This is a genomic window from Paenibacillus sp. ACRRX, assembly GCF_022346885.1.
In the GTDB taxonomy this organism is placed as follows: domain Bacteria; phylum Bacillota; class Bacilli; order Paenibacillales; family Paenibacillaceae; genus Paenibacillus_B.
The window spans coordinates 168592-182847 of sequence record NZ_JAKRNK010000004.1 but is presented as its reverse complement, the minus strand read 5'-3'; the positions used below and the strand labels follow the sequence as shown (position 1 = coordinate 182847).

General features: G+C 44.0%; 15 protein-coding genes. 9 read left to right on the top strand and 6 right to left on the bottom strand.

The window, feature by feature from the left end:
- The first annotated feature begins 21 nt into the window (after window positions 1-21).
- Window positions 22-681, top strand: coding sequence for an ATP-binding cassette domain-containing protein (locus MH117_RS13955; RefSeq protein WP_239329364.1), 660 nt, complete (start codon window positions 22-24; stop codon window positions 679-681).
- 45 nt (window positions 682-726) lie between these two features.
- Here MH117_RS13955 and MH117_RS13950 read toward each other — a convergent pair whose 3' ends face one another.
- The gene (locus MH117_RS13950) at window positions 727-891 is read right to left on the bottom strand and encodes a hypothetical protein (RefSeq protein ID WP_239329363.1); all 165 of its coding nucleotides are present in this window, start codon (window positions 889-891) and stop codon (window positions 727-729) included.
- Between the two features lie 1117 nt (window positions 892-2008).
- On the opposite strand from MH117_RS13950, the gene MH117_RS13945 reads away from it, so the two are divergent.
- The 3 genes from MH117_RS13945 to MH117_RS13935 are packed head-to-tail and all read left to right on the top strand — an operon-like array spanning window position 2009 to window position 3783.
- Window positions 2009-2173, top strand: a complete 165-nt coding sequence (locus MH117_RS13945; protein WP_239329362.1) for a hypothetical protein — start codon at window positions 2009-2011, stop codon at window positions 2171-2173.
- A 12-nt stretch (window positions 2174-2185) separates the two neighbouring features.
- A complete protein-coding gene (locus MH117_RS13940; RefSeq protein WP_239329361.1) occupies window positions 2186-2878 on the top strand; it encodes an ABC transporter permease in 693 nt (230 codons plus the stop codon).
- Entirely contained in the window at window positions 2878-3783 is a 906-nt protein-coding gene (locus tag MH117_RS13935; protein ID WP_239329360.1) for an ABC transporter ATP-binding protein, read from the top strand. The genes MH117_RS13940 and MH117_RS13935 overlap by 1 nt, the downstream gene beginning before the upstream one ends.
- A 214-nt stretch (window positions 3784-3997) precedes the next feature.
- On the opposite strand, the gene MH117_RS13930 is transcribed toward MH117_RS13935, so the two are convergent.
- The 4 genes from MH117_RS13930 to MH117_RS13915 all read right to left on the bottom strand — a co-directional run bounded on the left by MH117_RS13930 (window position 3998) and on the right by MH117_RS13915 (window position 7700).
- On the bottom strand, window positions 3998-5056 hold the full coding sequence (locus MH117_RS13930) for a formylglycine-generating enzyme family protein (protein WP_239329358.1): 1059 nt from the start codon (window positions 5054-5056) through the stop codon (window positions 3998-4000).
- A gap of 79 nt (window positions 5057-5135) precedes the next feature.
- Window positions 5136-6362 carry an ROK family protein gene (locus MH117_RS13925; RefSeq protein WP_239329357.1) on the bottom strand — a complete coding sequence of 409 codons (1227 nt, stop codon included), beginning with the start codon at window positions 6360-6362 and terminating at the stop codon, window positions 5136-5138.
- Complete coding sequence (locus MH117_RS13920) at window positions 6355-6891, bottom strand: chromate transporter (RefSeq protein WP_239329356.1); 537 nt, start codon at window positions 6889-6891, stop codon at window positions 6355-6357. The genes MH117_RS13925 and MH117_RS13920 overlap by 8 nt, the downstream gene beginning before the upstream one ends.
- A gap of 164 nt (window positions 6892-7055) precedes the next feature.
- Entirely contained in the window at window positions 7056-7700 is a 645-nt protein-coding gene (locus MH117_RS13915; protein WP_239329355.1) for a chromate transporter, read from the bottom strand.
- A 237-nt stretch (window positions 7701-7937) separates the two neighbouring features.
- Here MH117_RS13915 and MH117_RS13910 point away from each other — a divergent pair, with 237 nt between their 5' ends.
- The 3 genes from MH117_RS13910 to MH117_RS13900 all read left to right on the top strand — a co-directional run bounded on the left by MH117_RS13910 (window position 7938) and on the right by MH117_RS13900 (window position 11726).
- A complete protein-coding gene (locus tag MH117_RS13910) occupies window positions 7938-9500 on the top strand; it encodes an arylsulfatase (protein ID WP_239329354.1) in 1563 nt (520 codons plus the stop codon).
- A 273-nt stretch (window positions 9501-9773) separates the two neighbouring features.
- Complete coding sequence (locus MH117_RS13905) at window positions 9774-10358, top strand: TetR/AcrR family transcriptional regulator (protein ID WP_239329353.1); 585 nt, start codon at window positions 9774-9776, stop codon at window positions 10356-10358.
- Window positions 10359-10502: 144 nt separating this feature from the next.
- Window positions 10503-11726 (top strand): MFS transporter, encoded by a 1224-nt coding sequence (locus MH117_RS13900; RefSeq protein ID WP_239329352.1) that lies wholly within the window; start codon window positions 10503-10505, stop codon window positions 11724-11726.
- A gap of 84 nt (window positions 11727-11810) precedes the next feature.
- Here MH117_RS13900 and MH117_RS13895 read toward each other — a convergent pair whose 3' ends face one another.
- Entirely contained in the window at window positions 11811-12428 is a 618-nt protein-coding gene (locus tag MH117_RS13895; protein WP_239329351.1) for a superoxide dismutase, read from the bottom strand.
- A 586-nt stretch (window positions 12429-13014) separates the two neighbouring features.
- On the opposite strand from MH117_RS13895, the gene MH117_RS13890 reads away from it, so the two are divergent.
- The gene (locus MH117_RS13890) at window positions 13015-13449 is read left to right on the top strand and encodes a GNAT family N-acetyltransferase (protein ID WP_239329350.1); all 435 of its coding nucleotides are present in this window, start codon (window positions 13015-13017) and stop codon (window positions 13447-13449) included.
- A gap of 150 nt (window positions 13450-13599) precedes the next feature.
- Complete coding sequence (locus tag MH117_RS13885) at window positions 13600-14163, top strand: DUF402 domain-containing protein (RefSeq protein WP_239329349.1); 564 nt, start codon at window positions 13600-13602, stop codon at window positions 14161-14163.
- The last annotated feature ends 93 nt before the right edge of the window (window positions 14164-14256 follow it).

The window sequence follows — 14256 nt, the reverse complement described above, 5'->3', positions numbered from 1 at the left end:
ATATTAGGGAAGTTGTAAAATATGACAAATGTTCTTCTTGAAGTCAATAGGTTCTCTAAATCATTCCAGAATCATATATTGCTCGAGAATATCAGTTTGCAGATTCACCCTGGGGAAATTTGTGCCCTCGTAGGCCAAAATGGTATTGGAAAAACGGTGTTTTTAAAATGTATCTTGGGGTTTGAGGCTTTTGAGGACGGTCATGTGTCAATTGCGGGTCATCCCCTGGCGGAACGAGAATCTGTCAGAAGGCTTACGGCGTTTATTCCGTCGGATGGCTATGACATCTGTGATTTGCTGACGCCTGAGGAATATTTTGAATTTATTATGACGGTGTATCAGCTTTCCCAGACGGACACGTTACCACTAATACAGGAGCTCGTCTCCCGTTTGGGGGTGGAGTCGCATCTTAAGCAATTAATTAAGGAGTTGTCGTTTGGAACGAAGAAGAAGGTATTGCTATTAGGCACTATACTGTATGACCCGATGCTAATCGTTTGTGATGAGATATTTGAGGGGTTGGATCAGACCTCTGTCGCAACCGTAATCGAGATTTTCCAAGAGCGTGCTATGAACAAGCGGGCTGTTCTATTTACGACTCATCTATACCATTTGGTAGAGTCTGTTGCTACTACCGTCTATAGGGTAGAGAACAATCAAATTTCATTGGTGGGGAAATAGCGATGAAAGCAGAGTTTATATGTTTCTAAGAACTTACAGCAGACTTTATGCCAAAATGTTAGGGGATTCATTTTCCTGGCTGCTAACTATTGGGAGCGCAGTTGTTTTTTCAGTAATCGTTAGCTTATCGTTATTATTTGTAGATGCTCCGCTAGTGTTGAAGGTAATCCCGGCTATTCTTTTCTTCTTAAATGTCATCGCTATTTTCATGGAAGATCCATCCAAAGGAAACATGGGTCAGCTGTTCTCGTTTTTGAAAATCACTCCGATCCCCAAGTGGCGTATAATCGGGGCTAATTATATGTGCAAGACTTTTGGAATCGATCAGCTTGTGTTATATGGCTCGTTATGTGTCGTTTTTCTGTGTTTCCAGCAGGAGCCCTTTGCCGTCTTTATGTTTTTTATCAGATTGTTTGTATTGCTTTTTATTGCACAAACAATGGAGTATGCCTATGTGTATTATAAAGAGAAGTTTTTTTATCATTTTATGCTGCCAGTAATGCTTCTGATCGTAAGTTTGGTGCTTAGTCATAGCAATCGTTTCGATTCACAATGGTTAAGCTTCTTAGAGCAGTATTATGATGTGGCTGTGTTACTTCTCTTTGCCTTGGCTATACTGGTTTGTCCAATAGTTACAAACAAGCTGTTAGTTGCAAAAAAATCTACTGTGCCTCTCCTCATTATTCAAATAAGCAATTTGACAGCTAAGCTATCCCATATATCTTTAATGACCTCGCACAGAAAGCGTCTTGTCAGCTATCAACTAAGAGCATATGTCAGAAATATTCATATATTATCGAAGTATTCGCTCATTACCTCATTAACCGTTGTATACTCTACGATCAGTTACTTAATGCAAGGAAATGCGAATCATGCTAACAATCTGATGATTATGGCCTACATTATGAGTATTTATTTTTTTAGTGAGATTAAACTTCATTTTTTGTTAGAGAAGCATTCGCTCTTGCGTCTGTTCCCAGTACCCGCCAAGGTTGAAAGAAGGGTAATACAGAGCTGTGGAATGCTATTTGTATCCTTCTTTGGATGTATTGGATTAATCTACAGGTACCTCCTTTTGGATACATCGCTGTCTATCTTATTAAGCAGTCTATTATTTCTTCTTTGTTGTTACTTTATTAGTGCTTGTATGCACATCAAGATACCTCCCTCTACCAAGAAGGAGAGATTTAAGCTTATCGGCATATACAGTGTGTGTTGCATGGTGGCGTTAGTTTTATTTCTTAGGTTAGATTTGCTCATCGGACTATTAATTGTTGTACTTCTAGGTTGGTATGCAAATTCAAATCAATCGAAATGAGGGGATCCAATGCCGCATCTTTTGCTTGTCATAGGTCTTATAGGTTATATTATTTTTCGTTCCAGTCCGCCTTATCATTTTATTTTTGTGGCCGTTCTGGTGCTAGGATTAGTGCTCGTTTTCACGAATAATAAAAAGAAAAAAGCAGCAGAATCGATTGGTAAAGAAAAATAAGTTTAGAGCGTGGTGAACTTTGATATGTTTACAATTGCCAAACGTGAATTTTTAGCATTGTTTAAAAGCTTCAAATCGGTTGCGATTGTACTTTTATTTGTCGTGTTTGCTTTTTCCATATCCAACTTTGTAAAGAGTAATCCTGCTCTCTTTTTGAATGAAAGTTCAAATCCATATGTATCGGGCATTCGATTTTTAACGACCGTATTTGGATTTTTATTTGTGCTGACACTCTCTCATGACGTCTTAAACAGAGAAGTAGAGAGTCAGACGATTCGTTTTGTCGTCACTAAAATATCTAAATCATCAATAGTGGTGGGCAAGTATATAGGTGTGTCCTTATTTTGGATTGTATGTCTGTCCATTTCCTTTACAGTTATTTTTATAAGCATTCAACGGTTCGATATCCTTGAATTTCTTCGCCTGCTGACTTTTATATCTTACGCCATAGGTATCAATTTTCTAATTACAACGCTTGTTTCAAAAACGAGTTATTCTATGTTTATCAGTTTATTAGGCGGGATATTGTTTCCAACATTCGGTATATGGAGCATGTTCTCATCAAACAGCATATTGCAGGTTGTCAAGTATGTGACTCCATTTCACTATATCACTCTAATGGACTGGAAATCATACTTGCCATTCGCCTTTTCTCTCCTCTTTTTAATGGTGTCCATTTATACGTTTAGGAGGAAAGATCTATAATGAATGCGATTGAAGTAAATAACTTGAAAAAAAAGTATAACGACAATTATGTCGTTAAAGGGGTTTCGTTTAACGTAAAAGCAGGAGAAATATTTGGTTTTCTCGGTAAAAACGGTGCTGGAAAAACAACGACTATTAATATGCTTTCAGGAATTATTCGTCCTACCGAGGGTGCATTTTGTATTATGGGGCAAACTCATACAAGGATGGATATGATCAAGAGCCAGATTGGGGTAATGCCTGATGCCGCCAATTATTATTATGAGATGACTGCACTTAACCATCTGGTTTTTTTCTCTGAATTAAAAAACGCAAAGGTAAAACAAGATCAGCTTATCCACATTTTAGAGCGCGTGGGGCTGAGTGGACATGAACGCAAAAAAGTAAAGGGCTTTTCCTTTGGTATGAAAAAGAAGCTGGGTATTGCCCAGGCTTTGATTGGGGACCCCAAACTGATTTTTCTGGATGAACCGACATCGGGTTTGGATCCGGAATCTGTAGTTGAAATCCAACAATTAATTCAAGAGCTTAACGCTCAGCACAAGACGATATTTTTAACTTCGCATAATCTTCATGAAGTGGAGAAGCTGTGCTCTCGTATTGTTATTATGGAACAGGGGTTAATTACGAAGTACGGTTCAATGGATGAGCTGAAGAAGCAATACCAGCAGCACATTGAGTTATTTTTGAAGATTGGGCCGGTACCAGCTGCGAATGTGCAAAGTATGCGGCAAGAGCTGTCCCAATACTGCACAGACTTGATGTTTGAGGAATCAGAGTTGACCTGCTCTGTCTCCAACGAGGAGCATATTCCACGAATTGTGTATACTTTAGCCAAAAGAGATATCGATATTTATAAAGTGGTTCCTAAGCAAGTGACACTAGAGGATATCTTCTTTGGATAAGTATGGGTTCATTTCTCTTCATTTTGTGCAAAAAGGACATCGCTCTGATCAACTCTATTCGAATGGACAATTACAAAAGGTTACATACTGCGACTCCTTCCCGGCACTCTGCCGGGGGAGTCGTTCCGCATTTTTGATAGCTATTTAATTAAAATAATATTTTTAACAACATCGTGGAAACCATCCAGGTTATTAGGTTCTTCAAGATGCTCTTTTATCGATTACTCACCGCTCGATAAGTTGTATGATTATCTTCCTGTGCAAAGTAATCGACGACGACACGGAAGCCGATATTGCCGCTAGAGCTGTCTGGCGTATTGCTGCTGCGTGCAGCAACGCGGTAACGATTGCAATAGGATTGATGACACAAGTAAGAGCCGCCCTTCATCAAGCGGCTAGTCCCATGGGCAGGTCCATGCGGACTTTCGCTTGACCCTCTGTCCTTCGGATTGGAAGTGAACCAATCTGAACACCATTCCCATACGTTCCCAGACATGTTATATAGTCCGTATCCGTTAGGCTTATACGTATGAACAGGGGAAGTTCCTGCATAACCATCGCTTGCTTGGTTAAAGGTTGGGAATACACCTTGCCAAATGTTACATTGGTGCTCTCCTCCTTGGCGAAGCACATCTCCCCATGGATAACGCTTCCCTCGAAGTCCTCCTCTTGCGGCCGTTTCCCATTCGATTTCCGTAGGCAGGCGTACACCTGCCCAACGGCAGTATGCTGTGGCATCGTTCCAAGATATATGCACGACAGGATGATCCATGCGGGAAACGATCTCACTTCCTGGACCTTCTGGTTGTTTCCAATATGCGCCTTCGACAGCCAGCCACCAGGGGGTTTGTGGTGGTGTTCCGATTACATTGACCTGCTCAAGAGATGGGAGCAGTAAATGAAAAACGTACGACCAACCGAATCGTTCGCTCTCCGTTACATATCCCGTAGCGTCCACAAAAGCAGCATATTCCTTATTGGTTACCGCATATGGCGAGATTCGGAAGCTTGCGACCGCAACCTCACGGGCAGGCCCTTCGGCATCCGCAGGAAAGCCTTCGTGTCCATCTGTCCCAAGCCAATAATTGCCGGCAGGTACAATTGGCCAATGTTCGAACAAAACAGGTATCACTACTTGCTTGGCAACAAGCAAATTCTCTAGAGATGCGTTGCCGCAGGACTCCCGTGGATTTGCTACTGCTGCACGGGTAGATGAACAGCAAGCAGCTGGTGTCGGCTCGATGGCTGCTTCAGATCCTGTGTGACGTTCCATCGGAACCGCCTCCTTCCAATTTCAGTTCATGAATGTATATAGGGATTTAGTGAGCTTGTATCGAACAGGAACTGTCTCGCTACTCCGTCAACTTGTCGATAACGATTAACGCAGCACCTACAGCTAATGCCTCTTCACCATAACTTCCTTTACTGAACACGACCTGATAATTGGGATAATGATAGGTCTTGCGTATTGCGGTCTGTGTAGCCGTATAGAAAAATAAATCATGTGTGGTCATTAAAGGACCGCCGAGCACAACTTTTTCTGGGTGAAGCACGTTCAACAAATTGGCTAACCCGATGCCGAAGTAAGTTGCGGCTTGGGTGACAATCTCGGTCGTAAGTGGATCACCAAGCCGCAGCGCTTCCATGACATGGCGAAATTGTATGGGCTCGTCGCGGCGCAGCATTTGCTGCAAGCAACTTTGCCGTCCCATCCGAATGCGAGCATTGATCTCACGTTCAATGGCATAGATGGTTGCGTATGAATCGAGACAGCCATAATTACCATCTGGTGTTCGGAAAGGAATGCCATCGGCCTGAATAATCATCTGGCCAAGCGATCCTTCCATATCAACAGCACCATAGATTAATTTGCCATCCGACATCATGGCGGAGCGCAGGCCAATGCCAGCGTGCACATACAGCATGTGCTGCACATTTTTGGCACGATTTGCCCAAGACTCAGCGATGATGGCTGCGTTTGCACCATTATCCAGCAAGACTGGAAAGTGAAGTTGGCTCTCTAATTCTTTGACGATCGGAACGTGCTTCCAGCCGGGAGCTGCAAACCATTCTGGCTCTTCAATCACGCCGTTGAACCGATGAATCGGACCAACTGCTCCCACACCTAGACCGATAATATGCTCGGGCTTGAGATGATGCTCATCTGCCCAGACCCTAATTTGTCTGACAACGGATTCTATCAGTCTCTCAGGCGTCGTGTCTTCATTCATCTCCCAAACGTAGGTATCCAGCTTGTTGCCAGCCAAATCCAGCAGCACGAGGCGGGAACTGACACGTGAAATATCCAATCCCAGACTGTATCCATAATCAGCACGCACGCGATATAAAATCGGACGTCTTCCACCCGTGGAAGCGCCGAAGCCACTCTCTTCGATCAGTCCCAGCGTGACGAGTTCTTCCAATACACGAGTTAACGTACTGACCGTTAAGCCGCTATCCGCAAGTAGATCATTTTTGGCGATTTCATGTTTACGTCGAATCCGGTGGAACAATTCTTTGGCCTTAGGAGAAGGCAGTCGTTCCGCAAGTTCGATTCGACGGTATGGTCCATTAGGCATATATGGCAATCCCCACTATTCCTGACAATAGGATGACGGTTATTGGATGCATCCGGAACTTCACTAGCCCCAGCAAGGAAAGCGCAAATATGACGATACTGGCATAAGTGCGGATTGAATAACCTTGAAGGATCTCGGAATGCATCGCCATGTTAACAGCCGCATACGCTACAAGTGCGATGACAGCCGGCTTCATGCCGCCGAGTGCAGCTTGCACCCATTGATTATCATACATTCGATAGAAAATAGTGGCAACCAAAAACATGATCATAACAGATGGTAAAATAATGCCGAGTGAAGCAACGAGACTGCCGGGCAATCCTGCAGCTGTAAAGCCGACATATACAGCGATGTTCATAGCTACAGGTCCTGGAGCCATGCCAGCAAGTGCTACGGCTTCAGTATATTGCTGTGCTGACATCCAATGATGGACAGCAGCTTCATATTCGATGACAGGCAGCATCGCATAGCCGCCGCCGAACGAGACAAAGCCCAATTTTAAAAACGTCCAAAATAAACTCCATAACATAGGATGGCCTTCTTCCTTTGTTCTGTTGTGACGGTTCGTCAAGAGTTGATATACGCTTGATATTGTTCGACTGCGCTGTCCATACTGAACAATAATCCAACAGGCCCATATGGTGCTTGAGAAAGTACAGGCATATTTAAGATTATGCTTGAAAGAAACATAGCTCAGCGTGCAGAAGTGGAGGAGTGATACGTATTATGATCTTCTGCCTGATGTTTTTTTGTAGAGCGGCGTCTCAAAGAACGATAACGCCTGTACGCTGCGCCAAGCCCAGCTGACGCACCAAGCAGGAGAATAATTAACGGATTAATGGTTGTAAACAGCAGCAATAAAGAGCATATAGCCACCAAGATCCAGGCAAGCTTGTCATTGAGTATTTGACGTCCCATTCGGATGGCGGCATAGGCAATAAGTGCAATAACGGTAGGCTTGATACCTATAAGTGCTGCCTGTACCCATGGATAATGGCTATAGTGGGCCGCACCAAGACAGAGCGTCAGCATGATCACAATTGTCGGCAAAGAGATACCGATAACTGAAACGAGAAGTCCTGGCAGTCCTGCGATGCGGTAACCAACTAAGGAAGCAACATTAATGCCGATGCCTCCAGGGGCAGCAGCCGACAGGGCGGTGATCTCGCTCATTTCATCTTCTCGCAGCCATTGGCGGCGTCCTGTAACTTCTTTATCAATAATCGGCAGAATAGCGTAGCCTCCACCGAAAGTTGTAGGTCCAATTTTCAAAAAAGTAATAAATAAAGGGATGCAAAGCAGCAGCTTGGGAATTGGAGGGATAGATGGTTCTGACATAGCGTATCCTTCTTTCCTGGTGATTGGTTACGAGAACTAAATTAAAATTAAAGTTATACATAAAGTATACCTTACTTAATTCCAAAATGATATAAACTATTTATTAAATGGGTGTTTTAATTGGTTATTTATTTAATGTGGTATAAAAAATATAGCCTATTAAGTTTACTTAATTTCAAATTGGGTGTTAAATGGAGTTAATATTATTTTAATAAGAACAGGGGAGAGGTATAAGCGATGACAACTTCAAGCGACAGCTCGCAGCGCCCCAATGTGCTGCTGATTACGGTTGACCAAATGCGCTTTGACTGCCTTAGTATAGCTGGGCATCCGGTCGTAGAGACGCCAAACCTGGATGAGCTGGCACGTACGGGAGTCCGATTCGATCGTGCTTATTCGGCTACACCGACTTGTGTGCCAGCCCGCGCGGCTATATTTACAGGTCAAAGTCAACGTACACATGGTCGTGTAGGTTATCAGGACGGTGTCCCGTGGAATTATGACACGACACTTCCTGGTGAATTGGCTAAGGCAGGCTATCATACACAGTGTGTTGGCAAGATGCACGTTTATCCTGCGCGCCGCTTATTAGGTTTTCACAACGTAGTGCTGCATGACGGTTATTTGCATCATAACCGTAATCGCTCTCATGTGGCGGCAAAGGATCATTATGATCAAGTGGACGACTACTTGAATTGGCTGCGCGAGCGTGTACCGGGAGCAGATCTGACGGACCTGGGATTGGATTGCAACGCCTCGACAGTAGCAAGACCATGGCACCTTCCCGAAATGCTGCATCCAACCAATTGGACCGTCACTCAATCGATAGACTTCTTGCGTCGTCGAGACCCTGATAAGCCATTTTTCTTGTGGATGTCGTTTGTGAGGCCGCATCCGCCATTCGATCCGCCGCAAGCCTATCTGGATTTATATGCGGACGCTGAATTTCAGGCACCAGTAGTTGGCGATTGGGCGGATGGCGACGATGCCATGCAGGAAGGATTGAATCCAGTCACATTCCGCGGCAAAGTGCCGCAGCGTCGTCTAAAACAAGCAATGGCTGCCTATTATGCACTGATTACACACATTGACCATCAGATTGGTCGATTTTTACAAGTGCTGAATGAGTATGGAGAATTAAATAATACCATTATTATGTTTACTTCTGATCATGGCGAGCTGCTTGGCGATCACCACTTGTTCCGCAAATCGATGCCTTATGAAGGAAGTACTCGGGTGCCATTTATCGTAAACGATCCGGGCGGATGGCTGGGTTTGAAGCAAGGCGCGGTTCTTAGCGAAGTGATTGAGATGCGGGATATTATGCCGTCGTTGCTGGAGGCAGCAAGCGTGCCTATTCCATCAAGTGTCGATGGGCAAAGTATATGGAAGCTTGCACGTGCTGTTCCAACTGAGAAGACGGATGCTTTAATTGAAGGAACTGCCGTTAGTGATCTGCCTGCATTGTCAGGACGAACACGAAATATAGAAGCATCAGCTTGGCGCTCTTATTTGCACGGTGAGCAAGCACAAGGAGATGCATCCAATCATTGGCTGACCAACGGGAAAGAGAAATATATTTGGTTCTCCCAGACAGGCGTAGAGCAATATTTTGACCTGGTTCACGATCCGCTTGAACTTCACAATGCGGTCCATGATTCGGAGAAGGCAGCACGTGTAGTTTATTGGCGCAATATTCTGGTTCAAGAATTGTCAGGACGTGAAGAAGGGTACAGCAATGGACAAAAATTGATTGTTGGCTGCAGGCCAATTGCGACACTATCACATGTATACGAATAATGTCGGTATACAGGAGAAGCAGATGAATGGATGAAGAATAGAACATTTTTGAGGATAGCGTATTGAATAAATCTTACTTTACCTTATAAGTACGGATGTATGGACATCATGGAATTAAGTAAGCCGACACTATCTAGGTGTTGGCTTACTGTTATGCAGAGGTTGCATATTATCGTGCGAGTGAGCTATAATAAATAAATTGAATGTAACTGAAAAAACTATAAATGTTTTGTTAGTTTTTATTCATTGTTGTTAGGAGGGGGATAGACATCGATGCGTGAACGAATAATGCAGGCTTTTGTGGATGAGATATTAGATAAGGGCATGAAGTTTACAATGGATGATCTGGCGCATCGTCTAGGAATTAGCAAGCGGACGTTATATGAGCACTTTCCATCCAAAGTCGAAGTGCTGGATTCGATTGTTGAACAGGCACTTCACGAGTCTGAGGTAAGAGCAAGGGAAATTGTGCAAGATCATTCGTTAACGGTGCTGGATAAGATTAGAGCGGTTATGACTGTACTTCCGAACAACTTTGAATTAGTGGACAATCGAATATTGGACCAAATGAAACGGCTGTTTCCCGCGCAGTGGGAGAAGATCGATGGTATGCTAAAGGACGATTGGGCGATGCTGCGTGAGTTAATTGAAGAAGGAATGGAACAGGGCGTCATTCGCAAGCAGAATGTTGCTTTCTTAATGAAGTTAATAACGGATGCCGTTAATTCTACATTGGATCAGCGATTTTTCGCCAAACAAAATATTTCACTGCCAGATGCGATGAATGCAATTGCGGATGTTATTTTGTTTGGATTGGTACCACGGGAATCCCAAGTGCAAGCACTAGGCCGTGAGTGAAGAACATCCAGCTTATAGCTGTATGCAATGCATACATTGAATACAAGGGAAATCGAATATTAACCGTCGTAATGCCAGGCCCATGGCTTGGCATTATCGTATATAAAAACTAAGAAAAACGAAATAGTTTTAGGAGTGGGAGTTATGTCATTATTAAAGAAATTAACACGGACGCAATGGATTGGTTTAGGTTTGGTCATCAGTATTTTATTTATCGACATGTTATTGTACAGCATCTTTATTCCTGTCGTTCCGTATTTTACGGAAGTGTATCAGATGTCGTCGACGACATTAGGGCTGCTATTTGGGAGTTATGCGGCTGCGCTGTTCTTAATGACACCTATGTTTGGTCGAATTACAGATCGATTTGGTAGACGCAGAACGATTATGCTAGGGCTTGTCTGTATGATAGGTGCTACGATGTTGTTCGTCTTTTCACAGACGACGGGGACACTAATACTAGCACGGTTTATTCAAGGATTGGCGGCAGCAGCATCTTGGACTGCCGCATTGGCGCTGCTGGCTGACTTATTCTCGGGACCGATGCGGGGGACCGTTATGGGAATTGCGATGACAGGCATCTCGTCAGGATCATTGCTTGGTGCGCCTATTGGCGGATGGCTGTTTGAGGTAGGTGATCATCATACGCCGTTTTGGTTTGCGGCGGCGATAACAGCCGTTATATTTTTGTTGGCGCTTCTATTTTTGCGTGAGCCTGAGCGGGTGGAGCGGCAGGCTAGTGGAGGCACGTTCTCGCTGCTTCGTCATCGAACGGTGCTCTTTATTGCCGTTGTTATTTTGTTGGCAGAGACTACATTAACGTTATTAGAGCCGCTGCTTCCCAACTTTATGACGGAGCGGTTCCAAATGTCGCCGCTGACGTTAGGTTTGCTCTTTGGTGCAATGACGTTAAGTTATGGCTGTATAGCGCCAATAGCGGGAACGTTAGCTTCACGCGGCAACCCGTTTAAGTTAATGCTGATCGGCCTGGCCGGAATTGCCGTTACGCTGCCCCTAATTGCAATTGTGGATCACATCGTGCTCGTATTTGTTGTGGGGAGCTTGATTGGAGCAGCGGTTGGCTTCACACTCTCGCCAACCTTGCCAACGCTAGGAGGAATCGTGGATCGAGACACAGATGGTGATTATGGAGTCGCGTATGCGTTATTTAACATGATTCATGCTGTTGGTATGATGCTCGGACCGATAGCGGGAGGCGTGCTTACTGATTTGATGTCTGTGACTACTGCTTTGGTCGTTATTAGTATTATGATTCTTGCAGGCGTGCTCAGTGGCGTTGTTTTGATTAGAAAGAAGCCAGCGACATTCTCGCCTATACTTTCACGTCAAGCGGGCACGAAAGCTTAATCGGAATAAAGTATGGAAGGCAAAGAGGCCTTTGCTTTAGCAGAATAACTGCTGAAGCAAAGGCCTCTGTAGATATTGCCCTAATTATTTGTTCAAAGCCGCCGCGTAACGTTTCTCAACTTCAGTCCAGTTAATTACGTTAAAGAATGCTGCGATATAGTCAGGACGTTTATTTTGATAATTCAGGTAGTATGCATGTTCCCACACGTCAAGGCCAAGAATCGGTGTCTTGCCTTCCATGATTGGGGAGTCTTGGTTAGGCAGGCTGTAAACGGACAATTTGCCGTTGTTGTCTACTGCCAAGAAAGCCCAGCCGGAGCCGAAGCGAGTTGTAGCTGCTTTCGCGAAGTCTTCTTTGAACTTGTCGAAGCCGCCCAGTTCAGCACCGATTGCATCTGCTAATGCGCCGGAAGGCTGGCCGCCACCGTTAGGTCCGATAACTTCCCAGAAGAGAGAGTGGTTCGCATGGCCACCGCCGTTGTTGCGTACAGCTGTGCGAATGTTCTCAGGTACGCTGTCAAGATCAGCGATCAAGTCTTCAAGCGACTTGGATTGCAGTTCTGGAGCTGATTCCAGCGCCGCGTTTAAGTTTGTTACATAAGTATTATGGTGACGATCGTGGTGAATCATCATTGTAGTCTCGTCGATATGAGGCTCCAATGCGTTATTTGCATAAGGAAGAGCGGGTAATTGATGTGCCATCTGAAAATACCTCCTAAAAGATATGTAGTAGTATATACACTTCATTAAACATGATTCAAGGGAATAAATCAACATAAATGTTTAGAAAGTAACGCGGAGTCAAATGTGCTGATGTCCCAACCTTATCACATTACCCGAAAACAGCGTTGTTCAAACGGTGGGAGCTCAAATTTCATGCCATTTGCTTAGTAATAGAGGCAGTATATAGAAAATAGTTGAGCTCGGTGGGCTATGACAGAATCAAAGGGGAGTTAACGTTACTTGAGCGAGAGCCTGATTCTATTTTTCGACAGCAGCTGACGTATATGGTTTTTATCTTTGAGGCCGAGTATATCATGCTAGTTTTACCAATTTATTATTGATTTGGTGTAGGAGAGGTATGTAACCGCTTACTATTAAGCGCTTACATGAGGAAACAAGAGATTTACCATGATTTTTTATGGAAAATGGTTAAGAAAGAAGGAATTTCGTCTTTTTTGTCGTAATTGTAAACTGTATAATAGATATAAGTTAGATATAAAGTAGCAGACGGACGTAGAGATAAATAGTCGAACCACTATAGCTCAGGATGAGGGAGAAGCTAAACATGAATGTTCGTTCCTTTCGATTGTCGGATTATATGCCGGCTACAGAGTTGTTGCAAGCGTCATTATCAGAAGAGTGTTGTGAGAAGACGTTGGAAGCTTTTGCCAGACAATTGTCGTTGGATGGAGAGTTGGTTGTTGTTGCAGAGATGGAGCAGGACGGCGAGACAAGTATCGTTGGAATTGCCATCGGCACAGTAGACCGCAACAATGGTTATTACTATCGATTAGCCGTGCATCCGGAGTACCGCAGTCAAGGTGTAGGTCGTGCACTTGTCGCCAAATTGGAGCAGAAGTTCCAGCAGCGTAAGGTCAAGAACATTATGATTGCTGTTGATGAGCATACAGAAGTTGTACTGCCATTCTTCGAGCAATTGGGTTATGGAGCGCAATACGTCATGCGTTCGCTACAGAAGCTTCGTATCGTTACGGGCTAATGCAACAAGAGTGATTACAAACACTCTAATCAGGATATCATTGTATGGGAAGGCATATCTTTTCAACCGTTGCAATCGGGGGAAAGATATGCTTTTCTATTACTATAAATAATTTGTTAAAATTACGTCATTTATAAATGAGGAAAGCGTATGGATCGTTATGAACAAGTGCTCGTAAAAAGTTTTAAGCATGATGGTCATCTTCACCGCATGTGGCTGGAGAATTGGATCGTACCGCAGTCGAAGCGTCATCCGCTTCATGCGTGCGAGGACATGCGCATACTCATTAATAGCCAGACGCCGATACAAGAAGCTGACGGTAAGCAGTGGCTGAGTAAAGTGCCGGCGGTTACCTTTTTTATCCCTCAGCAATGGTTTAATGTGGTTGCGTTAATTGAAGAGCATGGTGTTCGTTATTATTGTAATGTGGCGTCTCCTTATTATGAATATGCAGGTGTATATACCTACATTGATTATGATCTGGATGTTATACGACATGCAAATGGGCATGTGGCAGTGGTGGATCGGGATGAATATGACCATAATCGCTTAGTATATCGCTATTCAGAACTTGTGGACCGCAAGGTATCGACTGGTCTCGAAGCAGTAATGGAGCGGATACGCGAAGGTCGTGCGCCGTTTCAGGATGAGGCGGTTTGTTGGTATTTCGAACAATGGAAGCTGTGGATGTCGACGGAGGGGTTGTCTGAGTAGCAGTTGGATTAGGTATACTTTATCATCAGCATACGTTTAATTATGGAATTAGCGCGAGATGGCGCCAAGAGAAGTTTTTGGGATCAGTCGCTA